22 protein-coding genes, 1 other RNA gene and 1 pseudogene are annotated in these 23,743 nt (G+C 53.1%); 9 read left to right on the forward strand and 15 right to left on the reverse strand.

What is annotated here, in order from left to right; all coding sequences use genetic code 11:
* The 6 genes and pseudogenes from Q3F21_RS22530 to secG form a co-directional block, all read right to left on the reverse strand.
* A partial coding sequence (locus tag Q3F21_RS22530) for a TerB N-terminal domain-containing protein (protein ID WP_340258169.1) occupies positions 1–1,327 on the reverse strand: 1,327 nt, incomplete at its 3' end.
* Between the two features lie 33 nt (positions 1,328–1,360).
* Positions 1,361–1,507, reverse strand: a pseudogene (locus tag Q3F21_RS22535) (TM2 domain-containing protein); the annotation flags it as partial.
* 151 nt (positions 1,508–1,658) lie between these two features.
* Positions 1,659–2,013: a transfer-messenger RNA gene (gene ssrA / locus Q3F21_RS22540) on the reverse strand.
* Positions 2,014–2,431: 418 nt separating this feature from the next.
* On the reverse strand, positions 2,432–2,905 hold the full coding sequence (gene smpB / locus Q3F21_RS22545) for an SsrA-binding protein SmpB (RefSeq protein ID WP_340258084.1): 474 nt from the start codon (positions 2,903–2,905) through the stop codon (positions 2,432–2,434).
* A gap of 248 nt (positions 2,906–3,153) precedes the next feature.
* Complete coding sequence (rnr, locus tag Q3F21_RS22550) at positions 3,154–5,628, reverse strand: ribonuclease R (protein WP_340258086.1); 2,475 nt, start codon at positions 5,626–5,628, stop codon at positions 3,154–3,156.
* A 134-nt stretch (positions 5,629–5,762) separates the two neighbouring features.
* On the reverse strand, positions 5,763–6,005 hold the full coding sequence (gene secG / locus Q3F21_RS22555) for a preprotein translocase subunit SecG (RefSeq protein WP_340258088.1): 243 nt from the start codon (positions 6,003–6,005) through the stop codon (positions 5,763–5,765).
* Between the two features lie 321 nt (positions 6,006–6,326).
* Between secG and Q3F21_RS22560 the strand changes: the two genes are divergently transcribed.
* The 3 genes from Q3F21_RS22560 to Q3F21_RS22570 all read left to right on the forward strand — a co-directional run bounded on the left by Q3F21_RS22560 (position 6,327) and on the right by Q3F21_RS22570 (position 8,323).
* On the forward strand, positions 6,327–6,722 hold the full coding sequence (locus Q3F21_RS22560; RefSeq protein ID WP_340258090.1) for a c-type cytochrome: 396 nt from the start codon (positions 6,327–6,329) through the stop codon (positions 6,720–6,722).
* 108 nt (positions 6,723–6,830) lie between these two features.
* Positions 6,831–7,589 carry an ABC transporter ATP-binding protein gene (locus Q3F21_RS22565; protein ID WP_340258092.1) on the forward strand — a complete coding sequence of 253 codons (759 nt, stop codon included), beginning with the start codon at positions 6,831–6,833 and terminating at the stop codon, positions 7,587–7,589.
* Positions 7,577–8,323: an ABC transporter permease gene (locus Q3F21_RS22570; protein ID WP_340258094.1), complete on the forward strand. Its 747-nt coding sequence runs from the start codon at positions 7,577–7,579 to the stop codon at positions 8,321–8,323. The genes Q3F21_RS22565 and Q3F21_RS22570 overlap by 13 nt, the downstream gene beginning before the upstream one ends.
* Before the next feature lie 217 nt (positions 8,324–8,540).
* Here the strand turns inward: Q3F21_RS22570 and Q3F21_RS22575 are convergent, their stop codons facing one another.
* Complete coding sequence (locus Q3F21_RS22575) at positions 8,541–9,032, reverse strand: hypothetical protein (RefSeq protein WP_340258096.1); 492 nt, start codon at positions 9,030–9,032, stop codon at positions 8,541–8,543.
* 580 nt (positions 9,033–9,612) lie between these two features.
* Between Q3F21_RS22575 and Q3F21_RS22580 the strand changes: the two genes are divergently transcribed.
* Positions 9,613–10,146 carry an RNA polymerase sigma factor gene (locus Q3F21_RS22580; RefSeq protein WP_340258098.1) on the forward strand — a complete coding sequence of 178 codons (534 nt, stop codon included), beginning with the start codon at positions 9,613–9,615 and terminating at the stop codon, positions 10,144–10,146.
* Entirely contained in the window at positions 10,127–11,431 is a 1,305-nt protein-coding gene (locus Q3F21_RS22585) for a YjgB family protein (RefSeq protein ID WP_340258100.1), read from the forward strand. The genes Q3F21_RS22580 and Q3F21_RS22585 overlap by 20 nt, the downstream gene beginning before the upstream one ends.
* 53 nt (positions 11,432–11,484) lie before the next feature.
* Here Q3F21_RS22585 and Q3F21_RS22590 read toward each other — a convergent pair whose 3' ends face one another.
* Entirely contained in the window at positions 11,485–11,736 is a 252-nt protein-coding gene (locus Q3F21_RS22590) for a hypothetical protein (RefSeq protein ID WP_340258102.1), read from the reverse strand.
* Positions 11,737–11,958: 222 nt separating this feature from the next.
* On the reverse strand, positions 11,959–12,975 hold the full coding sequence (locus tag Q3F21_RS22595; RefSeq protein ID WP_340258104.1) for an ABC transporter substrate-binding protein: 1,017 nt from the start codon (positions 12,973–12,975) through the stop codon (positions 11,959–11,961).
* A gap of 217 nt (positions 12,976–13,192) precedes the next feature.
* Between Q3F21_RS22595 and Q3F21_RS22600 the strand changes: the two genes are divergently transcribed.
* From Q3F21_RS22600 to Q3F21_RS22615, 4 genes are all read left to right on the forward strand, one after another.
* On the forward strand, positions 13,193–14,203 hold the full coding sequence (locus Q3F21_RS22600) for a FecCD family ABC transporter permease (protein ID WP_340258106.1): 1,011 nt from the start codon (positions 13,193–13,195) through the stop codon (positions 14,201–14,203).
* Positions 14,200–15,237 carry a FecCD family ABC transporter permease gene (locus Q3F21_RS22605; protein ID WP_340258108.1) on the forward strand — a complete coding sequence of 346 codons (1,038 nt, stop codon included), beginning with the start codon at positions 14,200–14,202 and terminating at the stop codon, positions 15,235–15,237. Before Q3F21_RS22600 ends, Q3F21_RS22605 begins: the two co-directional genes overlap by 4 nt.
* A 21-nt stretch (positions 15,238–15,258) precedes the next feature.
* Positions 15,259–16,110 carry an ABC transporter ATP-binding protein gene (locus Q3F21_RS22610; RefSeq protein WP_340258110.1) on the forward strand — a complete coding sequence of 284 codons (852 nt, stop codon included), beginning with the start codon at positions 15,259–15,261 and terminating at the stop codon, positions 16,108–16,110.
* A 184-nt stretch (positions 16,111–16,294) separates the two neighbouring features.
* The gene (locus Q3F21_RS22615; protein WP_340258112.1) at positions 16,295–16,501 is read left to right on the forward strand and encodes a DUF4083 family protein; all 207 of its coding nucleotides are present in this window, start codon (positions 16,295–16,297) and stop codon (positions 16,499–16,501) included.
* A gap of 99 nt (positions 16,502–16,600) precedes the next feature.
* Here the strand turns inward: Q3F21_RS22615 and Q3F21_RS22620 are convergent, their stop codons facing one another.
* The 6 genes from Q3F21_RS22620 to gap all read right to left on the reverse strand — a co-directional run bounded on the left by Q3F21_RS22620 (position 16,601) and on the right by gap (position 23,728).
* The gene (locus Q3F21_RS22620; RefSeq protein WP_340258114.1) at positions 16,601–17,425 is read right to left on the reverse strand and encodes a hypothetical protein; all 825 of its coding nucleotides are present in this window, start codon (positions 17,423–17,425) and stop codon (positions 16,601–16,603) included.
* A gap of 275 nt (positions 17,426–17,700) precedes the next feature.
* Positions 17,701–18,987, reverse strand: a complete 1,287-nt coding sequence (gene eno, locus Q3F21_RS22625; protein WP_340258116.1) for a phosphopyruvate hydratase — start codon at positions 18,985–18,987, stop codon at positions 17,701–17,703.
* Positions 18,988–19,113: 126 nt separating this feature from the next.
* Positions 19,114–20,655 carry a 2,3-bisphosphoglycerate-independent phosphoglycerate mutase gene (gene gpmI / locus Q3F21_RS22630; protein ID WP_340258118.1) on the reverse strand — a complete coding sequence of 514 codons (1,542 nt, stop codon included), beginning with the start codon at positions 20,653–20,655 and terminating at the stop codon, positions 19,114–19,116.
* 12 nt (positions 20,656–20,667) lie between these two features.
* A complete protein-coding gene (tpiA, locus tag Q3F21_RS22635; protein WP_340258120.1) occupies positions 20,668–21,420 on the reverse strand; it encodes a triose-phosphate isomerase in 753 nt (250 codons plus the stop codon).
* A 14-nt stretch (positions 21,421–21,434) separates the two neighbouring features.
* Entirely contained in the window at positions 21,435–22,619 is a 1,185-nt protein-coding gene (locus Q3F21_RS22640) for a phosphoglycerate kinase (protein ID WP_340258122.1), read from the reverse strand.
* Positions 22,620–22,723: 104 nt separating this feature from the next.
* Positions 22,724–23,728, reverse strand: a complete 1,005-nt coding sequence (gap, locus tag Q3F21_RS22645; protein ID WP_340258125.1) for a type I glyceraldehyde-3-phosphate dehydrogenase — start codon at positions 23,726–23,728, stop codon at positions 22,724–22,726.
* Positions 23,729–23,743 lie beyond the last annotated feature (15 nt).

The raw sequence follows: 23,743 nt of genomic DNA on the forward strand, positions 1-23,743 counted from the left end.
GGCTTTCCTCAAAGAGTTGTTGAAGTTCTTTGCTCTCCTGCTGTAGTTGTTGGATACGCTCGAAGTCTAATACAAATGCTTTTTGTGGTGTGTTCTCTGTCTCCGGTTGAGGAATTTTACTTCCTTCGGATTGAGAACTTCTGTCTTGAACCTTTTTAAATCGAGTTTTAGATGCTGAAATCTTGGAAAACCTATCAACCATTCTCTCTTTTAGTCCTTCTGGCAACTTCTCCTCGTTCACTTTGAGTTGTCTCTTCTCTCCTTTAACAATTCTTGTAACATTTTCAGCTAGCCTAAAAAGAGTAGTTACATCATCGTATAATTCTTGAGTTGGTCTTATCTCTACGGTTTCTATAAAATACTCTCTTTGTGAGATATTCCGTCCGATTACCGCGCTCCCAAAGAGATAATTGCTTTGTGTCCCCTTAACCTCTTTAAACCACCTTTCCATATACGAGATACCTTGTTCTTCAAATGCCTCCCGTAATAAGGGGATGCTTTCCTTAAATATTTTGTAAATTTTACTTTTATTCGCCCTAAAGAACTCAGTCTCACGATATCCATTGATATATTGCTTCCAAAGGGTGATGGATATAGTTTCTAAAGAAACGGACTTTTCTAATAGACGGTCATATAGTGAATTTGTTCTGACTGTTGTACTGTCCCACTCTTTAGCAAGTTCTTTTTCATCCAATTCGATAAGAAAATCATGTATCCAAGATCTCAGATAATGCTCCACTTTGGAGTTTCTTTCCTTGTAAGCCTCAAGCAATCTAACCATCATGGAAACATTAAAGGCAGCATTTTGATTAAAAGAGTAGTTGATTAACTCATATGTAAAAAGAATAAGATAACTTAAATCCGTGTTAAGATAATTTCTATGGAGTACCTGATTTCTCCAATAAAAATACCATTCTTTTTGTTTCTTATCTAATTGATTAAACGTAGTCCAATATGCCATGAGTGATTGGTGAACTGCAGGTTTTCCTTCTTCAATTGCATATTTTATTGAGTCTTTAAGAAAGTCTATAGAACTATTCGAGTATGAAATTTCAAATGTAATCCCATACCCTGTTTCAAGTTTCTTCTTCTTTGAATGAAGTACATTTCTAATATCATCGAGGATGTGTTGTGGGGTCTTCAGATGTGCATATTTATCGAGAATAATTTCATTCTCATTGTAAAATAATTTCAACTTGTTCATTTTTTCCTTTATAAACTTACCATTATCTATTGATACTTTACTCTCTAATCTGTTCTCTTGCGCTTTCAAATGGGAGTTTATAGGAACTATGGGGGAGTTCTCTATAGAATTGTTTTTCTCCATTACCCACTTCCTAATAAATAACAAATCTATCCAACCTAGGAATAATGGTATGTAGGTCCAGCAAAAGATTAGATAAAATACAGCTCGTTTGTATTTTCCTATATAAAACAAATGTGCACCTAAGCCTCCTAAAAAAATTGCTAATATGTAGGCTGCACTCGTTGATTTCCGTGAATTCATTATTTCACCTCAATGAGAAATATTCTCTAGGACAATTATCTACCATTTACCTATATTTAACAACCTATTTTGAGGCGTAGCTACCTTTCCGCAAGGATGCCGTCGAAAAACGAAAAAACCACCTTCAACAGGTGGTATCCTCGCATAAGTAAGGTGGAGGCGGGGGGATTCGAACCCCCGTCCGAAAACAGCGATACATAAGCATCTCCGAGCGCAGTCGCTTTATAGAATTTCGGTCAACAACCTGCGAAACGACACGCCAGCTGAAGACCTAGCCTGATTGTTCTTCTTCCTTTGGCCCCAGGCGGAGACCTCCGGCGTATCCCACTAAAGTTGAGCGCTAGTCATGCCACATGGGCGATGGAATGGTAGCGCCTCACTGGTTATTAAGCAGCGAGAGAAAGTTGTTTGTTGCCAGTTAATGGCGTTTGCGTTGATGACGAGGTCCGCAACCCCCCGGCTCGCTTCTTATGCTCTACCATCCCCGTCGAATCCAGAACGCCCCCAGGATGGAAAAGATCGCGCCGCCGATCAGGCAAGCGACGATGGTTGTCAAAAAGGCAATGAGAGCCTTCTATAACAAATCACTTTTAAAAACAGAGAATAATCGTCTAACAGCAAGAGCTCGCCTTGCCAAGCTTTGCCGAGATAAAAAAAGCCCAGGCGAAAACGGAAACGGTTCCACACCCAGACGTTTGATTTGGCATCACTCATTGCTCTTTTACTATAGCACATGAACGATACCCTTCTCAACGCCATATTGGTGGCAACCTTGCCAGTGTGCGCCAGCTTGGCTTACATAAAACACAGCCACGTTGCGTCGGTCTTTCGAAGGCAAGAGCTGCGGTCCTATCGCCCGACCTGCTGCGGTTCAAACCGAGACGGCCCCCGCTGCCCGGCAATACTGCCTTCCCTAACAGCTTCCTACACCTTCTGCCGCTCCCGCAGCGCACGCTCCACTTCACGCGCAGCATCCTTCTTCTTCAAATCCTCGCGCTTGTCGTAGTTCTTCTTCCCTTTGACCAGCGCCAGCTCCACCTTGGCCCAGCCGCCCTTGAGGTAGATGCTGAGCGGGACGAGCGAATAGCCGCGTTCCCGGGTGAGACTGTTCAGCTTGAGGATTTCCAGACGGTGCAACAGCAACTTGCGCGTACGCTCCGGCTCGTGGTTGAAGCGGTTGCCCTGATCATACGGGCTGATGTGGACATTGTACAACAGCATCTCGCCATTCTGGATGCGGGCAAAGCTGTCCTTGAGCTGTATGCGTCCGGCCCTCACGGATTTGATCTCCGTCCCCGTCAGGGCGATGCCTGCTTCGTAGACTTCCTCGATATGGTAGTCGTGGCGCGCTTTGCGGTTTTGAGCCAGCGTTTTTACACCTGTTTTCGGTTTTGACATGGAGATCACCTCGCTTGGTACCGGATGAAAAAATATGGTATCTGTTAGTATAGCAAAAAACGCCTAATACAGCAATACCATTTTCCTTGTGACAGCTGTTTTGAGCGGAATTGAGTGGCTTTGAGCGGATTCCAGTAGATTTCAGGGATTTTCAGCGAATTCCAGCAGATTCCAGGGATTCTGGCAGCTTACAGATGAGCGGCTTTGAGCTGCTCTGACAGCCCGGTAAACAAAGAGACGGCGGTGCTTTACCGCCGTTTCCTCTTCGCCTGGCCAGCTACGTTTTTGCGCTTCTTTTTCTTGGAGCGGACAAAGTCCTCCCAAAACGCTTTCTCGCGCGGAGCTCCTTGCTCTCCTTCGGCACTTCCCAGCGCGACAACCTCGCCCGCACCTTCCAGGTCCGCTTGCGGTTTGACGTTTTGCCGGTATGTCTTTTGCCCTCGTTCTTTGAGCTTCTTGCGGAAAGCTGCCGGGTGCAGCTCTCTTTTCGCTTCCGGCTTTTGCTTTGCGGAGCGCTCCTGCTTGGATTTTCTGCCCGAACGCTGTCCGCCTCTGCCGTCGATGACCTTTGGTCCTCTCTCGCGGCCGCGGAAGCCTCCCGACTTTTTCATCCCGACGATTTCAAAGTCGATAGCACGCTCGTCGACGTTGACGTTGGAAACCCGTACCTGCACCACGTCGCCGATGCGGAACTGCTTGCCTGTCCGCTCGCCGATAAGCGCGTACGCTTTTTCATGGTAATGGTAGTAATCATCCGTCAAAAAGCTGACGTGGACCAAGCCCTCGATGGTATTGGGCAGCTCGACGAAAATCCCGAACGAGGTGACGCCCGAAATGACGCCCTCGAACTCCTCGCCGACGCGCTCCAGCATGTATTCCGCCTTTTTCAGGTCGTCCGTCTCGCGTTCGGCATCCACGGCCAGACGCTCGCGCTGGGAAGAATGCTCGGCGATGAGCGGCATATGCTCCTGCCAATGCGCCAGCCGCTTTTCGGACAGCCCTCCCTCCAGCGATTCGCGGATTCTGCGGTGTACGATGAGGTCGGGGTACCGGCGGATCGGGGACGTGAAGTGCGTGTAGAAGTCCGTCGCAAGCCCGTAGTGGCCCAAGCTTTCCGCTTCGTAGCGCGCTTGCTTCATCGAGCGCAGCATGACGGTGCTGATGATGACTTCCTCCGGCGTCCCCTTCACTTCTTCCAAAAGCTGCTGCAACGCGCGCGGATGCACCGTATTGCCTTTTCCGCGAACCGAGTAGCCGAAATTGGTGACGAACTCCATGAAGGCCTGCAGCTTTTCCTCTTTCGGATCTTCGTGAATCCGGTAAATAAACGGCTCCTTCATCCAGTGGAAATGCTCGGCCACCGTTTCGTTAGCGGCCAGCATGAATTCCTCGATGATGCTTTCCGCGATGGAGCGTACCCGGAAACCGATGTCTGTCGGGGTGCCCTCTTCATTGACGTAAATTTTGGCCTCGCGGAAGTCGAAGTCGATCGCGCCCCGAGCCATTCGTTTCGCCCGCAGCTTGCGGGCGAGTTCTTCCATCTTGCGGAACATCGGGACGAGCTCCTCGTATTTGGCGATGAGCTCCTCGTCATTGTCCTCCAGGATCTTGCGGATATCCGCGTAGGTCATCCGCTCGTTGGTGCGGATCACGCTCAGGAAAATATCGTATTTGACTACGTTGGCCCCCGCGTCCATCTCCATGTCGCAGCTGATCGTCAAGCGATCCACCTTCGGGTTGAGGCTGCAAATGCCGTTGGACAAGCGATGGGGCAGCATCGGGATGACCCGGTCCACCAGGTAAACGCTGGTGCCGCGGCGGTACGCTTCCTGATCCAGCGCCGAATTTTCCCGCACGTAGTAGCTGACGTCCGCGATATGGACGCCGAGCCGGTAGTTGCCATTGGGCAATAGCTCTATGGAAACGGCGTCGTCCAGGTCCTTGGCGTCCGCTCCGTCAATGGTGACCATCATGCGGTCGCGCAAATCGCGTCTTCCCTTGATCTCCTCTTCGGAGATTTGGTCCGGCGCCGCTTCCGCTTCCGCGATGACATCCGCCGGGAAAGCCTCCGGCAATCCAAACTTGCGAATGATGGAAAGAATGTCTACACCCGGGTCGTTTTTGTGGCCCAAAATTTCCGCCACTTCGCCCTCGGGATTGACCCGTCCTTCCGGGTAACGGACGATTTTGACCACGACCTTGTGTCCGTCCACCGCTCCGTTGTACGCCTCTTTCGGAATAAAAATGTCTTTCCCGATCCGCTTTTCGTCCGGAATGACAAAAGCGTAATGGTTTTCATCCTGGAACGTCCCCACTACCTCGGTGATGCCCCGCTCCACCACGCGGATAATTCTGCCCTCCGCGCGGTTTCCGCCGCTTATTTTTTCCATCCTCACCAGGACGGTGTCCCCGTGCATAGCGCCATTCATGTCGTTGGCGTGTACGTAAATATCGTTCTGGTCAGGTGTGTCGGTTATGACAAACCCAAAACCTTTGGGATGATTTTGCAGTTTCCCCCGGATCAGATTCATTTTTTCAGGCACACCGTAACGGTCGGTCCTCGTTCGTATGATCTCCCCGCGATCCTCCAGCTGGTTTAACGTTTTCACCAGTTGTTTAAAATCGTCGGAGTCCGTGATCCCGAATGCTGCCTCCAGCTCGGCCACCGTCATGGGATGGTACGCCTGCTCCCTCATGAACGCGAGTATATCTTGTTCTTTCATTCTAAACCTCCTCTGCCGCGAATACGTGTCTCGCCAGCTTCTCTTACTATGTAGTATTCGCCGCTCGCGCTCACGGCAAACCAAATAGAGAAAAAGACAGCAAGGTAGCCTTGCTGTCTTCGACAAATCGTGCTTTATGCTCCGCTCTTCAAGAAATAACCGAGCAGGATGGAAAACACCATGAATGCCACTGCAAAGATAACGGTCAGCTTTCCGAGCAATGCGTCAATCCCGCGGGCTTTTTGTTTGCCCATCATTTGTTCCGCGCCGCCGCTGATCGCGCCGGAGAGGCCGGCACTTTTGCCGGATTGAAGCAGGACGACAATAATCAAGCCGATACTTGCGATTATAAGCAAAATTTTTGCTGCCAATGCCATGTTTATTCACCTCAAGACATATTTCCAAGGCGTAAGAATTGCAATTGTTGAACATTCTATGAAAGAATGTTGCTAAGCCTTTTGGGTAAGCGTGTCCGGTTTTACTCATTCATATGCCGCAGATACGGCAGATAAAATGAAGACCAGCATCACTACTTTATCATAAACAAGCGCGATCAGCAACCTGCTTTCCCGTTTAGATTGTTTCTATTAATAATTGTGTACTTTCTTTGTCTGTTTTCGGGTTTCCTTGCATGTGTCACGATTTTGCCGTAAAATTGCATGTGTACTGCTATACTCGCCTTAGGAGGTCTTTGTCAGATGGCTGGTTCGAACAAAAAAGACATGAATCAAAATGACGTAGTTGATTCCGCGAAGGCCTTTTTTGCTTCGTTTGGCATCTTGTTTCTTGTATTCCTCATCGCACTCGTAGGATCTGCTATTTTCCCGCCGCAACACGGAGAACAAGCCAATGGTGGCGAAGCACCGACTGCCAACATCGACGCGCCAACCGTGTTCAAACAAAACTGCTCCTCCTGTCACGGCCAGAACCTTGAAGGTATTTCAGGGCCGAATCTGACCACGGTAGGCGGCAAGTACAGTGCCGACGAAATCGCAAAAATCATTAAAGAGGGTAAAGGCGGCATGCCTCCTGGCCTTCTGAAAAAACAACCGGAGATTCAAGCGGTTGCACAGTGGCTGTCCGAACATAAATAGTACATAAGTCATCCTGCCACCTGACAAAACACCGAAGCAAGCACGTCTTCGGTGTTTTTCTCGTTTTTTGCAACCTTTGTTTGAACACCTCGCCAAGGAGGAGTATTCATGACCAGCGTTTTGAGCCTGGACCATCTGGGAAAACGGCTCCCGACACCGCCTCATGCCTGGCTGTTTTCCGATATAACCGCAGACATAGCTTCGCCTGAAATTACGCTGATCATGGGTAAATCCGGTCAAGGCAAAAGCACGCTCCTCCGTCTGCTGGGACTTTTGGACATGGCAGACGGGGGGACGATCCGCCATTTGGGCAAAACCCCGTCTGAGTGGGGACCGGAAAAATGGAGAATGTCCGTAAGCTACGTCGCTCAGCACCCGGTCATGCTGCCCGGCAGCGTGGAAGACAATTTGCGGGCGGTCAGCCGTTTGCACAAACGCCCTTTCGAGTCAGAACAGGCCCGGACATGGATGGAAGCCGTGGGCCTCGGTGAGATGGACTGGAGCAAGCAGGCGGCACAGCTTTCCGGGGGTGAGCGGCAGCGTGTCGCACTGGTGCGGTCTCTCCTGCTGCATCCCGCCGTGCTGCTGCTGGACGAGGTTACAGCTTCTCTCGATGCCATCAGCAAGCGGGCTACAGAGGAGCTTCTCGTAGACCTCCATCGCCGCGAAGGCACCACTCTGCTGTGGATCACGCACGACTGGGAACAAGCCCGCTCAGTCGGTCAGCGCATCTGGTTTTTGGCTGGCGGCCGGCTTCTCGAAGACTCTCCAGCCGAGCGCTTCTTTCAGGGACCGCAGACACCGGAGGCCCAGGAGTTTCTAGCCGTTCACCTTGCGAAAAAGGAGGATGCGCCATGTCATCCATGAGCCTGTGGTTTTCTTTTACCTTTGTCGTGATCGCCCTGTTTCTGTCCATGTGGCAAAAGCTCGGCCTGGAAAAGGAAATTGCCGTCGGAACGGTGCGCTGCGCCGTGCAGCTGCTGGCGATCGGCTACGTGCTGCAGTTCGTCTTCCACACCGACCACCCGATCTACCAAGCGCTGGTAATCGCGATGATGATCGGCGTAGCCTCCTGGAACGCATCCCGGCGCGGAGACGGCCTCCCGGGAATCTTGTGGCGCGTCGCCGCTTCCCTGACCGTGACAGCGACGCTGACGATGAGCCTGCTGCTTGTGCTGGGTCTGATCAAACCGACGCCCCAGTATTTGATCCCGATCACGGGCATGATCATCGGGAATTCGATGATCGTCGCCGGCCTGTTTCTCAGCCACATGAAACGCGAGACAGAGACCGCCCGGGGGGAAATCGAAGCCTTGCTTTGCCTGGGTGCAAGCAAGCGCCAAGCGATCCACGAGGTGTTGAAACGAGCGGTAAAGGCAAGCATGATCCCCACCTTTGACACGATGAAAACCATCGGCCTGGTCCAGCTGCCCGGTACCATGACCGGAATGATTATCGCTGGAGCCAACCCATTGGATGCGGTTCGCTACCAGATCCTGATCATGTTCGCCTTTTCCTCGTCCGCGGCCATCTCGGCCGCCCTGATCAGCGCGCTCGCCTATTCCTCGTGGTTCACCCGCGAGTCTATGCTTCGGCCGTGAGTCTGCGGCTCTAAAAACCGTTCAAATCTGATTTCAGCTCATGCTCCGGCCGAAACCTGTGTCTCCGCTCGTCTGGCCCATCGGAGCGCGGCATCCCGCACATCAAAAACGCCCGAACATGGAAGCTCGGGCTCTGCAATAAACGGCAAATGATCGGGCCTCTGCTATGGGCCCGATTGCTTTTTCCATTTCATATACACGCAAGAGGCGCTACTGCTTATCCTTTTGCCTCTATTCTTGTTTTCTCCCATTTGCCATCCTTCAAGACAAACGCAGTCGCAATCCCTTCCCCGCTATGCTTTTTCTCAAGAACATACAGTTTTTCATGGGAATCGTGAAGATAGATGATTGGTATCATATCTCCACCTTTCAGATTTTTGATGTTTGCAACTGCTTGTACTTCCTCAAACAAAGCACGGTCCATTTGGAAAATTAGCGTCTTTTTCACCGCTTTGTATTCCGAAAGATCAATTCCGGTATCATAGGCAATGATACGTACCGCTTGTGCCTCATCCGCATCCAACTGTTTCAGCATCTCCACATTCATTTCCGGCTTCTTCTCAACCATTTTCCAATCCACTGGGTTATCGCTTGAAGAATCAGCACTGGAAATCGCAACAGGAGACCCAGATGAAGTCATCGCCGCGTAAACGGGGCCCGTAGCAAGTATTACGCCAAGCAAACGGAGAACGGCTATCTCTTTCAGCATCCTTTCATAAACACCTCCCTTTACCGAATTTACAATCTCGTTTATTATTTCATAAATCTTCCATTTAAGTAAGCAGACCCGATTAAAATCATCCAAAGAAAGTTGCTTGATACATTTCCAAATAATCACCAATGCTAAGGAAGCAAGATTTCAACATTCCTTCCTCCCTCTCGCTGCCCCCTCTTCTTTGCTTTGCCGACAAAAACAAAAAGATGGTAGAGATGAAAAAGGAGAACATGCGAAGGTCTTTGGGACACCAACCCAGGCTCCCGTTCAAAAGGGGAACACGCTTTTAGCGTCCAACCCTGAGACACTTCCTGAATTCGCTGTTTTTGGACGCGGTTCCCCTTTTGAACGGGAGCCGGACAGGCCGACCCCAGAGAAGTGTCCCACCGCACCCTGAGCATGTTCTCCTTTTTCATCTCCTCCGCCAAAGCTCGGCCCAAGCCAAACCACAACAAAACCGCGTTCAAAGCGAAAAGCTGAAGATGATCCCAAAATTTTCTCCAAAAAAACTGTAAGATTTAAAAAGCTGCATCGTCCAATTACACATACAAGAACCGTAAAAGGTGGGGAACACGTGGACAAGAAAGCACTCATCGAACAATGGTTCCTGCGCTACGGTGACGAGATATACAAGTTTCTCGTGTACTACACAGGCACCGCTGATGTGGAGGATTTGGTCCAGGAGGTCTTTATCAAGGCCCTGCAAGCACTGGACCTGTTTGAAGGAAGAGCCCAGCCCAAAACCTGGCTGCTGTCGATCGCCCGCAACACCGCGATAGACCACCAGCGCAAACAGCGCTTGCGCAAATGGCTGCCGGACAGTTGGCTGGGAGACGTCCGCGACGAGCGGAAAACGCCGGAGGAATGGCTGGACCTTCACGAGGAGCAGCGCGAGCTTTATCGGTCCCTGCAGCAGCTGAAGCCTGCTTTCCGCGAGGTATTGATCCTCCGCGGCATCAAAGAGCTGTCTGCCAGGGAAACGGCCGACATTTTGCAATGGAGCGAAAGCAAGGTCAATGTTACCTACCACCGAGCCTTGAAAGCGATGAAAGACATATGGCAATTCAGGGAAAAAGGAGGGTTCGGCAATGCCGTCAAAGTACGATGATCAATGGTTGGACGATTTGCGAAATCTGCCCGACATCAAACTGAATCAACAACAAAAGGAGAAGATTATGAACGCCATTCGCGAAACAGATACAAGTATCGGAAAAAGAAGCTCCCGTCATGGACAAAAAAGCTCGTATCGCCTGGCGACGCTGGGCAGGACAGCAGCCGCCTTTTCTTTGCTGGCCGCCACCGTTTGGCTCGGCAGTCAACTGATCACCTGGAAGCAATCGGCGACACCAGATTCGACTGTCCCGGCCCCCAATCAGCAGCCAGCCGGAAGTTCCCATCAGGGGGGCATGTCCCAAGGGAATGGAGCCCCGAACGACACGGGAACGGAGACCGGCACAGGGGAGGGCGCTCCAATCGCATCGAACGACAAGGAAGAGAGCCTGATCCGCACGATTCAGGAAAAAGCCGTTCGTGGACAATCGTTCATCCAGGACCTCACGTTGGAAAAATCCATGTACGACGAAATCGAGCAGGCTTGGGGCAAGCCAGACCGCACCGATTACACCAATGGCATCACGTATGCGACATACGGAGAAAAAGGGGTTGTCCTGGGGTACAACAAGGGCATGCAGATCGTTGACATCCGCAGCAAAAGCTCTCAGCTGCACTACCTGTCCTCGGCAGAAGTAAAGCGCGTGCTCGGGGAGCCGGATCGCGCCATCCTGTTGGCAGGCCAGACGATTCATATCTACAACGTCACAGACAAATACCAATTAAAAATGGTCTACCAGGGAGAAGATGACGGCAAAAACGAACTCCGCGCTGTCCGCACCGATGTGTTTTACCCTCGGGGAACCGTCAATCTGATGCAGGCCGTCACCACGCCAGAGCTGGTGCAAAGCATACGAGAGCTTGCGAAAGAGGGCCGACTGTACGGCGTGGAATACCCTGTGGAAACCAGCGTCTTTGACACCGTGGAAAAGGACTGGGGTCGATCCGACAGGCTTGGCGGGGTTAACGGCATTACGTATGCCAGCTACCGGACGCAAGGAGTCGTCTTCGGCTTTAACAAAGGAATGCAGCTTGTCGATATTCGCAGCTACGATACCCGCTTGCAGGACCTGTCGCTCACTGATGTGACATCCACCCTCGGCAAGCCAGACGTTTCTGCCGTCGTGTCCGGTCAAACGATTTACACCTATAAAGCAACCGACAAGTACGAATTGAAATTCGTGTTTTCCGGAAAGGCAACCGGCCAAAACGCAAACAAATTGCTTGTCGATCACGTAAACGTCTTTTATCCGAAAGGCGCCGTCAATATAATGGCACAATAACGAGAAGTTCTTTGCCACAAAGCCGCTTCCCACTTTTACGGGGAGCGGCTTCTTTATGCGGTTTTTGTTTGAGCGTATTTCTCCTGCTCCTTTTTCCTACTCGTGTATAAACCATTTATGCCCAAGGTCAAAAAACACCCGGAATTGAACAACTGCAAAATAAACCAGGTCCAGGTCCATTGATAGTTGGGACCATTTCCAACAGGACCGACACGAGGCTGATATGACTCCCATAATCCTAAGAACGCAAATACCATCATGATGCCAGCGATACAAATGAGGAACATGGCACGCGCTTGCGACATTCTCCATCCCCCACTCTTTCGGGTTTCTTTCTCGTCATGGTGATTGTCCTGCTCCCGACATTACATTTTAGCATATTATGGTAACGTATTTCGCCCATTCCGCATTTCCTCCGATACTCAACAAAAAAGCTGCCAGGAAACATCTCCTGACAGCTGGTGACTTCTTCTTTAAAACGAGATGGCACAGCATACGCCGTGCCGCCTCTTTGTCCTTGAACCAGTTTACTGACCGATAATGTACTTCTCCAGCTCATCCAGCACCATGTTCGCGCAGATGACACCGCCGGAGGTGTTCCAAACAACGTCGTCCACTTTGAAAGCTTTGTTGTTTTTCACGACTTTCAGGTTTTTCCAAAGCGAATCATTTGTCCACTCTTGTTCCAGCTTGCTCGCTTGTCCATCCCCGGTTTCGTAGGAGAAGTAGAACATGATGTCGCCGTCCATTTCCGGGATGCGCTCTTTCGTTACCTCATCTGCAAACTTGTCTTTATCCTGAGCGGCAGGACGGGCTACGCCCAAGTCTTTCAAGATAGCGCCCAAGAACGTGTCTTTGTAGTAAATGCGTACGCGTCCAGGCATGAAGCGAACGACAGACACTTCCGTCTTCAGCTTGTCGCCGGCTTTTACTTTAAAGTCTTCGACTCGTTTGTTCCAATCGGCAAGAACCTGTTCGCCCTCGGCTTTCTTGTTCAGGGCTTCCGCATACAGCATAAAGTTCGCTTTCCAGTCGCCGCGCGGCTCTTCTACAAATACAGTAGGAGCGATCGCTTTCAATTGCTCGTAGATTTTTTCATGACGGAATTTCATACCGAGGATCAAGTCAGGTTTCAACGCCATGATCGCTTCCAGGTTTGGCTGGGATTCGGAACCTACTGCTTTGGTGCCTTCCAGATGCGGTTTCACCGGCTCATAAAACTGGGTCGGATCGGTAAAGGAACCAACGGCCCCCACCGGTTTCACACCAAGCTTCACTACAGTCTCTACGCCCTGCGCAGTCAAAACGACGACGCGCTGCGGTGTTCCTTTAATAGTCGTTTCGCCCATGGCGTGCTTCACTATGTATTCCTTATCGGAACCGCTCCCGCCTGCGCTGCCGGAGGTTTGTCCGGCCGGTTGCGTTTGGTCCGCCGGTTTTTGCTCCGCCTGTTGGCCGCCGCAGCCAGTGACAATCAGCAGAAGAGCCATGAGAACGGAAAAGAACATCTTTCCTTTGATCCCCTTGTATGTACGTTGAAACATGATGATGACTCCCTTCGGGTTGTATTCGAATCAATGAGAATGAGAATGTGTATCACTGACACTGAATATCCTACAACCAAGCCCGGGAGGAAGTCAACAACAAATTGATAATGACTCTCAAAATCATTGACAAGAAAAATTCCTACATCTACACTTATCTTTGGATACGCTGTACGCAGCTTATAGAGACAATACAACCTAAGGATGAAAACCTTCTATGAAAGCCTTGCTATCCAATACCTATTTGAAGATTTTGGGAGTGGGATTCTTCCTCTTGCTTCTTGCGTACTTGAGCTACGCCAGTCTCGTTTTTGGCATTGTGGAAACAAGCTGGCATACAGCAATCGAGGCCTTTACGCAGTTTAATGGTTCCAATGAACATATCGTCATCAAGGAAGTGCGTGTCCCTCGCGTCCTCAACGCTTTGGCTGTAGGGATGTGTCTGGGGATTGCCGGGACGCTGCTGCAAGCTTTGACCCGCAATCCGATCGCCGATGTCGAACTGTTCGGGCTAAATGCGGGGGCCGCTTTCTTTGTTGTGGTGGCCATCACTTTTTTGGGCATCAGTTCTTTGACGCAGTTTACATGGATCGCCTTTCTCGGGTCTGCCGTCAGCGGCGTAGTGGTCTACCTGCTCGGTTCTCTCGGAAGGGATGGGATGACGCCTGTCAAGCTTACCTTGGCCGGAGCAGCCATTACCGCTTTGGCCGCTTCCGCCCGTCACGGCATGATGGTCTTAAATGAAAAATCCGTGGATGAAGTGCTGTTCTGGCTCTCAGGGTCTGTCGGCGGACGGAAGCTGGAATTTTTGACGGCACTCTTTCCTTATATGATCGTCGCCTGGATCGCCGCCTTTCTGCTGGCCAGGCCGATCCAGACCCTGCTGATGGGAGACGACGTCGCAAAAGGCCTCGGCCAACGCACGGTAATGGTAAAGCTGGCCGCAGGCGCCACGATCGTCCTGCTGTCGGGCAGCTCCGTCGCTGTAGCCGGTCCGATCGGCTTTGTCGGATTGGTCACGCCCCATCTGGCCCGCTTTCTCGTCGGGATCGAGACGCGCTGGGTGATGCTGTACAGCGGCCTGTTGGGAGCGGCGCTCCTTTTGGCTGCCGATATCGGCGCTCGTTTCGTCGCCAAGCCGGCTGAGGTGCCTATCGGCGTTATGACCGCCCTGATCGGCATTCCGTTCTTCATCTACGTCGCACGAAAGGGGCTGGACAAAGGATGAAAGGCTACCTGACTCTGCGCCCCGGTAAGCGCTTTTCTTCTTTTCATTTGCACAAAAAATCGATATGGGTGACCGCGGTTGCCGCTATCGCCACTTTGGCTGTCGCGGTGATCAGCCTGGGGATGGGAGAGATGAAAGTCTCTCCGCTGGATGTCCTCAAGGTGCTGGTCGGCATGGGCGACGAGCAAAGCGCTTTGCTCGTTCAGCAGTTTCGCATGCCGCGTGTCGTCGTCGGCGTGCTGGTCGGCGCTTCCCTCGCCGGAGCCGGTGCCATTATGCAGGGGGTCGTTCGCAATCCCCTGGCCGCTCCTGACATCCTCGGCGTTTCCGGGGGAGCATCCGTAGCCGCGGTTGCGTTCCTGCTCTTTTTTGAGACGGTGAGCATCAAGTGGCTTCCACCGGTAGCGTTTCTCGGGGCCACGCTGATCATGTTCCTGCTGTACGCTCTCGCCTGGAAAAAGGGCGTGACACCGCTCCGCCTCGTCCTGATCGGCGTGGGGATCAAGATCGCGGCGAGCGCCGTCGTCACCATGCTGATCATGTTTAGTCCGTTCCTGTTGCAAAACAAGGCCATTCTCTGGCTGACCGGCAGCATTTACGGAGTGTCCTGGGCGGACGCGCGGATGATCCTCCCTTGGACGATTGGATTGCTTCTTCTCGCAGGGCTGATGGCCAGACGGGTCAACATCCAGCAGCTGGGCGACGATATTTCCATGAGCGTCGGGAGCACGGTGCAGCGCGACCGCTTCTTCCTGCTCCTGATCTGCGCAGCCCTGACCGGTACGGCGGTCTCTGTGGGCGGAGAGATCAGCTTCGTGGCTCTCCTGGCTCCGCATATCGCCAAGCAGCTGATCGGGCCGTCATTTGGCAGCGCGCTGCCTCTCTCCGCCTTTATCGGAGCGCTCATCGTCCTGATCGCTGATTTGATCGCCCGCATGGCGTTTACACCTATCGACGTTCCGGTCGGCGTGTTTACTTCCGCTGTCGGCGCACCGTTTTTCATTTACCTGCTGTACAGAAACCGAAATCGCTAAATCGAAAGGAGACGGTTCAGCGTGCATGCTCTGGAGACCCGTCAACTCACTTTGTCGTATGGAGAACGGAATATTATCGAGTCGCTGGATTTGACCATACCGCGGGGAAAGATTACCGTCTTTATCGGCAGCAACGGCTGCGGGAAGTCCACGCTCCTTCGGTCGCTCGCCAGGCTGCTGAAGCCAAAGGAAGGCGCTATCCTGCTTGACGGAGAAGCGATCGCCAAGCGCCCCACCAAAGAAGTGGCCAAACGGCTCGCCATCCTGCCGCAAGGCCCGGTTGCGCCCGAGGGGCTGACGGTCCTGCAGTTGGTCAAGCAAGGGCGCTATCCGCATCAAAGCTGGCTGCAGCAATGGTCCGAAGAGGACGAGAAGATGGTGGTTAAAGCACTGGAGGCGACCCAGCTCACCGCTTTGGCCGACCGCGCCGTCGATTCGCTCTCCGGCGGCCAGCGCCAGCGCGCATGGATCGCCATGACCTTGGCCCAAGGGACCGAAACGATTCTGCTGGACGAACCGACCACCTATTTGGACATGTCCCATCAGATCGAAATTCTCGACTTGCTGTACGATCTCAACCAGACCGAGCAGCGGACGATCGTCATGGTGCTGCACGATCTGAACCTCGCCTGCCGCTACGCTCACCACATCGTCGCCGTGCACAACCAGAGCGTCTTCGCCGAGGGCAATCCGCATGACGTCATGAACGAAGAGCTGGTCCGCCGCGTCTTCCAGATGGAGTGCCAGATCACCCGCGATCCGATTTACGACACGCCGATGTGCATTCCTTTCAGCAAAAGCCGCCTGGGTGCGGCTGCAGGTGCAGGGGCGAAAGCCGAAAAAGCGGAGCAGAAAATCGCGGTACACGCCTAAGCGGTGAATCACCCGAGCAACGCACAACACTGATTGGCAAAAATAAGCATAGCTTCGCACGTATTACGGCGGAGCCTTTTTTATGCCTGCTTCATTTCGTTTACGTAAACTTTATGAAAGTACAAGGAAAACCATACCGGATGGAGAATCCTTCCTATAAACCCACTGAAAGGAGCTGCTATCCTTGCACAGTTTCGGCATTCCCGGTCTCATTGTCATGTTGATCGTCGTCATACTGCTCGTACTCTTTGTCATCTCCCTTGCCGCGTTTATCCGCAAGCTGCTCCGAAACTCGAGCAAGCGCAACGACGGGTTGAAACAAATCGAGGAAAAGCTTGATCGGCTGATCGAGCTCCAGGAGGGCAAGGAAGACCACGAGCAGAAAAAATAATACCTTCCGCCACTGCGTAAAATCTTTGCAGGTTCCTATCCTGAGAAAAAATCGGGTGCTTCTCCCACTGCCATAGGAGCACCTGATTTTTGTTACATCTTACGCCATCATCCGTCCACGAAGGTTTTTCGCTTCCAACGCCAGCCCCATTTTGACGATTTCTCCGCATAACCATTCATTCGCTTCGGTATCGTCCATCGCCCGCTGTTGAAAGTCACGAATGAAAGCCAATTTCGTCTCATATTCTGCATGGTTGAAGAATGCTTGCAACACGCCTTTATCCAAATGGGTATGATCTGGCTCCACACTGCTCCAGGGATGAGGCTCGTACGTTTGCCGTTTGTCACCGACCGGAATGACTCCCAATCCGTCCTTGGTCTTCAGCACGATTTGCCTCAGCCGGTCCCTGCGGATTTCCTGGATGTAATGATACGGATTGTCAATCAAAGGGAGCTGAAATGCTTCTTGCGCCCTTTCTGCCACGAAATTCGTTTCCGTCTTCCAGCGCTGGACATCCAAGTATTCCAGGGCTTCTTCCTCTTCCTCCAAACGCCGCATATGATCGACGTAAGCTTGCTCACTTGCAAATTCATTCAAGAGCAGGCTGCCATTGTCAAAGAGATGGATCGCAAAAAAGTCCCGGATATTGCGGGCCACCAAGCGTACGCATTCGCCAAAATCCATCGGCGATACGCGGATAATCGGAGCCTCGTCTAAACTGTTTGCTGTCCCGAAATCGGTAAGAAAGGCGTAATGGATGCCATCCTGCCCAGTCCAGGCAAACGGGATGGCATCAATGGGAGTACAAGAGTAGCCAGCTTTGTGGGCATCATCAATCCCTAAAAATAAATTCGTAGGAGTTTCTAAATAAGGGACCTGATCCGCTATCTCTTTTTCCCACTGAATCAGCTTTTGCAAAAACACCGAATAATTTCCAGAAATGGCTGTTCACCCGCCATCGTTTGGTCTCTTCCTCGATTTCGCCATGCTGCCGGTTAGCGAAAACGTCATACTATTTCCCTACCTATTCTCCTTTATTCTGCATTCTCCTACCTTCTTTTGTTCCTCGTTTTCTTGAGCAAGAGCGTCTCTCTCGTCATCCAAAAAAAGAGCCTCCTCCTGTTAAAGGAGAAAGCTCTTCCAAAAAACTGCGGATAGGGGTCCCTATTTTTCCCAAGTTGTAAGGAGAATCGCAGTCCCTACTTCTTCAAGTTGTAAAAAGCAGCGCGGCCGCCAAAGCGAGCGGTATCGCCCAGCTCGTCTTCGATGCGCAGCAGCTGGTTGTACTTGGCCACGCGGTCGGTACGGGATGGAGCACCGGTTTTGATTTGACCCGCGTTGGTCGCCACAGCGATATCAGCGATGGTGGAATCCTCTGTTTCGCCGGAACGGTGCGAGATGACAGCTGTATAGCCTGCGCGTTTTGCCATTTCGATGGCGTCAAAGGTCTCGGTCAGCGTACCGATCTGGTTTACTTTCACCAGGATCGAGTTGCCTGTGGAAGACTCGATGCCGCGGGCCAGACGCTCGGTGTTGGTCACGAACAGGTCGTCGCCGACGAGCTGCACCTTTCCGCCCAGACGGTCGGTCAGCTTTTTCCAGCCATCCCAGTCGTCTTCGGACAGGCCGTCCTCGATGGAGATGATCGGATACTTGCTCACGAGATCCTCGTAGAAAGCGATCATTTCGTCCGTGCTCTTCACGACGCCCTCGCCTTCAAAGTGGTAGCTGCCGTCCTTGTACATTTCCGTAGCGGCCACGTCCAGCGCGAGGAAGACGTCTTTGCCCGGCTCGTAGCCCGCATTTTTGATCGCTTCCAGGATGGTGGTGATCGCTTCTTCGTTGGATTTCAGGTTTGGCGCGAAGCCGCCCTCATCGCCCACAGCGGTGCTCAGGCCTTTTTCGTTCAATACCTTTTTCAGGGAGTGGAAAATCTCCGCTCCTGTGCGCAGCGCTTCCTTGAAGGACGGAGCGCCTACCGGCATGACCATGAATTCCTGAATGTCGACGGTGTTGTCCGCGTGCTTGCCGCCGTTGAGGATGTTCATCATCGGCACAGGCAGCGTCTTCGCGTTGAAGCCGCCCAGGTAGTTGTACAGGGAAACGCCGAGGGACTCTGCCGCCGCACGCGCTACCGCCATGGACACGCCGAGGATCGCGTTTGCGCCCAGCTTTCCTTTGTTCGGCGTTCCGTCCAGCTGGATCATCGCCATGTCGACGCCGACCTGATCCATGGCATCCATGCCGATCAGCTCGGGAGCGATTATCTCGTTCACGTTTTCGACCGCTTTCAAAACGCCTTTGCCGAGGTAACGGGATTTGTCGCCATCGCGCAGCTCAACTGCCTCGTACGCACCGGTAGAAGCACCGGACGGCACTGCGGCACGGCCCATCGAGCCGTCTTCCAGATACACTTCCACCTCTACTGTCGGATTTCCGCGGGAGTCCATGATCTCGCGTGCATAAACATCGGTAATCATCGCCATTTTGCCATCCATCTCCTTCTATTCGCTATTCATGTATAACCATTTCCGCTACACATACATTCATACCTATTCGAGCCTCGATCGGTCAAGCCATCATGTCCGCAAAAATCGTTTTCTGTATAAAGATTATTTCACAGGTAGCGGCTTGCCCGTCATCTCGGCAGGCTGTTCCACGCCCAGCAGCCCAAGGATCGTCGGGGACAGATCGGCCAAAATGCCGTCTTCCCGCAGCGTCAGGCCTTCTCGTGTGACGATCACGGGAACCGGGTACGTGCTGTGCGAGGTGATCGGCCGTCCCGCCTCATCCAGCATCAGATCAGCGTTGCCGTGATCGGCTGTGATGATGGCCACACCGCCTTTGGCGATGATGGCGTCCACCACTTTTCCGAGGCAGGCGTCCACCGTCTCAACCGCCTTGATCGTCGGCTCCATTTTGCCCGAGTGACCGACCATGTCGCAGTTGGCAAAGTTGAGGATGATCGCGTCAAAATTCTCCGCCTCGATCTCTTTCACGACCGCCTCCGTGACCTCAGGGGCACTCATCTCCGGTTTGAGATCGTACGTAGCCACTTTTGGCGACGGGATCAGGATGCGGGTCTCGCCCGGGAACTCCTGCTCGCGGCCGCCGCTGAAAAAGAACGTGACATGCGGGTATTTCTCCGTCTCGGCGATGCGAAGCTGCTTCAACCCCTTCTGGGAAAGCACCTCGCCCAGCGTATTGTCCAGATTGGTCGGCTTGTAGGCCACGTAACCGTCGACCGACTCGGAAAAATGGGTCAGGCAGACAAAGTACAGGTCGCTCGGCCGCCCTTCTCCTCGGTCAAATCCGCGGAAGTCCTCGTTGGTAAAGGCCTGCGAGATCTGGATGGCCCGGTCCGGACGGAAGTTGAAAAAGATGATCGAATCGCCGCTCTGGATCGTGGAAACAGGCTTGCCCTGATCGTCCGTGATCACAGTCGGCATGACGAATTCATCCATGATCGACTTCTCATACGATTCCTTCACTGCCTTGATCGGGTCGGTGTAGGCTGGCGCATCCCCGTACACCATGGCGCGGTACGCCTTTTCGATCCGCTCCCAGCGTTTGTCCCGGTCCATCGCGTAATAGCGGCCCTGCACCGTCGCGATGCGGCCTACGCCGAGCTCCTCGATCTTGTGCTGCAGCTCTTCAATGTAGCGAACCGCGCTGTCCGGGGCCACGTCCCGCCCGTCCAGAAAGCCGTGAATGAAAACGCGGTCCACTTCCTGCTTTTTCGCCAGGTCCAGAATCGCGAACAGGTGGTTGATGTGGCTGTGAACGCCGCCGTCGGACAGAAGTCCGAACAAGTGCACCTGCTTGCCGTTTTGTTTGGCGTGCTGGAACGCGCTCACCAATGTTTCGTTCTCAAAGAAGTCGCCTTCCTGAATCGATTTCGTGATCCGGGTCAGGTCCTGATAAACAACCCGTCCCGCACCGATGTTCAGGTGGCCGACCTCGGAGTTGCCCATCTGCCCTTCCGGCAGACCGACAGCCAGTCCGCTCGCCTGAAGGGTTGCGTGCGGGTACTGATTCCAGTAGCGGTCAAAATTGGGCTTTTTGGACTGCGCCACGGCGTTTCCGTACGTCTCCTCCCGCAGGGCGAATCCGTCCAAAATGATCAGGGCTACCGGTTTCGGACGTTGTGTCATGGTGATTCCTCCTTATCTGGCGCCTTTGACCAACTCGAAAAAGCTTTCCGGCGCCAAGCTTGCGCCGCCGACCAACGCGCCGTCGATGTCCTTCTCGGCCATATAGCCGCCGATGTTCTCCGGCTTTACGCTTCCGCCGTATTGGATGCGGACTTTATCGGCTTCCTGCTGTCCAAAGCGCTCGGCAATCACGCTGCGGATAATCGCGATCGTTTCATTGGCATCCGCCGCCGTCGAGGACTTGCCCGTTCCAATCGCCCAGATCGGCTCATAGGCGATGACCACGTCCGCGAGCTGACCTGTGGAAACGTCTGTCAAAGCGGCTTCCGTCTGTTTGCGGACGACGTCGGCGGTCTTTCCGGCTTCGCGCTCTTCCAGGCTCTCTCCGACGCAGACGATCGGACGCAGGCCGTGCTTCAGGGCAGCCAGCGTCTTCTTGTTTACGCTCTCGTCTGTTTCGTTAAAGTACTGGCGGCGTTCCGAGTGTCCAATGATCACATAGCGAACGCCGATTTCCTTCAGCATCAGCGGGCTGATTTCACCCGTAAATGCGCCCTGCTCCTCAAAATGCATGTTTTGCGCGCCAAGGGCGACATCAGTCCCTTTCAACGCTTCCGCCAATGCCGCGAGTACCGTAAACGGCGCGCAGATGACTTGCTCCACGCCTGCCACCGCGTCCTGCCTCTTTACAGCATCGGCAAATTGCTTTGCCTCCGCAATCGTTTTAAACATCTTCCAGTTTCCTGCAACTATCGGGGTTCTCAAGAGGAATCTCCCTCCTATTCGTTATCCTGCAGCACAGCCACGCCCGGGAGTTCTTTGCCTTCCATGAACTCCAGGGATGCGCCGCCGCCGGTAGAAATATGCGTCATGCGCTCGGCTACGCCCGCTTTTTCGACAGCTGCCACCGAATCGCCGCCGCCGATGATCGTCGTGCCCTGGCATGCTTCCATCGCTTTTGCCACGCCAATCGTGCCACTTGCAAACGCGTCCATTTCAAACACGCCCATCGGTCCGTTCCAGACGACGGTCTTGGAGTCGACGATGACCTTGCGATACAGCTCGACAGTTTTCGGACCGATATCGAGCGCCATCCAGCCTTCCGGAATGGCATCGATGGAAACGGTCTGCTTGTCTGCGTCTGCGGCAAACCGATCCGCCGCCACCACGTCGACCGGCATCAGCAGCTGTACGCCGCGTTCTTTCGCTTGCTCCATCAGCGTGCGGGCCAGATCCAGCTTGTCATCCTCGCAAAGGGATGCGCCGATTCCGTAGCCCTGCGCTTTGAGGAACGTATTCGCCATGCCTCCGCCAATGATCAAATGGTCGACTTTCGTGAGCAGATTTTCAATCACGGGAATTTTATCCTTCACCTTCGCGCCGCCGACGATCGCTGTAAACGGCCGCTCTGGACGGGACAGCGCGCCGCCGAGGAAGCGGATTTCCTTTTCCATTAAAAGCCCGGCAACGGCCGGTATGTAATCTGCGATGCCTGCCGTGGACGCGTGCGCCCGGTGAGCGGCGCCAAAAGCGTCATTGACAAACAGGTCAGCCAACTGCGCAAAGCGTTTCGCCAACTCTGGGTCGTTCTTTTCCTCGCCGGCATGGAAGCGGACGTTTTCCAGCAGGATGGCATCGCCGTTTTGCATTCCCGCAACGGCTGCTTCCACCTCTGGGCCGACCGAATCATTCAGCTTCTTTACTTCTGTTCCCAAAAGTCCGGACAAATGCTTCGCGACCGGAGTCAGCCTCATCTCTTCGACCACTTGTCCCTTTGGACGGCCGAAGTGGCTGGCCAGAATCACTCTGGCTCCTGCGTCCTGCAAAAACTGAATCGTCGGCACGGCAGCGCGAATCCGTGTATCATCCGTAATCACGCCGTCCTGCATCGGCACGTTGAAATCGACGCGGCAAAAGACCCGTTTTCCTGCCAGATCTGTATCGCGAATAGACTTCTTGTTCATGAACGATCCTCCCCAGTAGAATGGCTTCCCGAAAATGTTAACATCCCCATATGGGAAAAGGGAGAGGCTGCTCTCCCTTTTTTACAACAGTTCTATTTTACGTGTTACAAGCCACGCTGCGCAACAAAATGGCACAGGTCTACGACGCGGTTGGAATAGCCCCACTCGTTGTCGTACCAGGAGACCACTTTCACCATGTTGCCTTCGAGGACCATCGTAGAGAGCGCGTCGATTGTGGAGGAATCCGGGTTGCCGTTGTAGTCGGAAGAGACGAGCGGTTTTTCGGAATAGCCGAGAATGCCTTTCAGCGGTCCTTCAGCGGCTTCCTTCAGTACGCCGTTTACGTCTTCTACGGTTACGTCTTGCTTCAGCTCGACTACCAGGTCCACGACAGAGACGTTTGGCGTCGGCACGCGCATCGCAAAGCCGTTCAGCTTGCCCTTCAGCTCAGGAAGCACCAAGGCAACCGCTTTTGCCGCTCCAGTAGACGTTGGGATGATATTTTCCGCCGCTGCACGGGCGCGGCGCAGGTCTTTGTGAGGCAGGTCGAGGATTTGCTGGTCGTTCGTATAGGAGTGAACGGTGGTCATCAGACCGCGCACGATGCCGAACTTCTCATGCAGCACTTTGGCAAACGGAGCCAGACAGTTGGTCGTGCAGGAGGCGTTGGAGATGACGGTGTGCTTCTCCGCATCGTATTTGTCTTCGTTTACACCCATGACGATCGTGATGTCTTCGCCTGTGGCCGGTGCGGAAATGATGACTTTTTTCGCGCCGCCCTCCAGATGTTTCGCAGCGTCCTCGCGCTTGGTGAAACGGCCGGTGGACTCAACGACGATCTCTACGCCGTAATCCGCCCATTTCAAAGCGGCCGGGTCGCGTTCCGCCAGAACCTTGATTTCCCTGCCGTCTACGATCAGTGTATTTTCATGCGCTTCGACTTCAACCGGAAGCACGCCGTGCACGGAATCGTATTTCAAAAGGTGAGCCAGCGTAGCGGCGTCTGTCAGGTCATTGACCGCCACGATTTCCACGTTCGGGTTGTTCAGCGCTGCGCGAAATACATTGCGGCCGATACGTCCAAATCCGTTGATCCCTACTTTTACCATAAAAAATACCTCCTG

This window comes from Brevibacillus borstelensis, assembly GCF_037834415.1.
GTDB lineage: Bacteria > Bacillota > Bacilli > Brevibacillales > Brevibacillaceae > Brevibacillus > Brevibacillus borstelensis_A.